Raw genomic sequence first — 269 nt, forward strand, 5'->3', positions numbered from 1 at the left:
TCAATGTCGATGACGACAATCCGGGCATCCCCAAGATCCAGACGTGTCGGCTTTGTCAGGCTTGGAAACTTCGCGACGAAATGATTGAGGTACCGCCTGAAAACGTCGATGGAGGACTCTGCCCCGCCTGTCGGGTTTGCCTTCTCGAATTCCAGCCGGATGCGCTCTTCGCGAACGACCTCGACGAGGTCGCTGATCACAGGCACGGCAAACTGGGTCGCGCGGTGCGCCATGCGCATGTCGCCGACGTTTGCCAGCATGTCAGCGAC

1 protein-coding gene is annotated in these 269 nt (G+C 59.5%); it reads right to left on the reverse strand.

What is annotated here, in order from left to right; translation table 11 throughout:
• Positions 1-269 (reverse strand): hypothetical protein (locus R5H23_RS17000; RefSeq protein WP_317216148.1); only part of this gene is annotated, 269 nt, incomplete at both ends.

This window comes from Gluconobacter sp. GP1, assembly GCF_032913585.1.
In the GTDB taxonomy this organism is placed as follows: domain Bacteria; phylum Pseudomonadota; class Alphaproteobacteria; order Acetobacterales; family Acetobacteraceae; genus Gluconobacter; species Gluconobacter cerinus.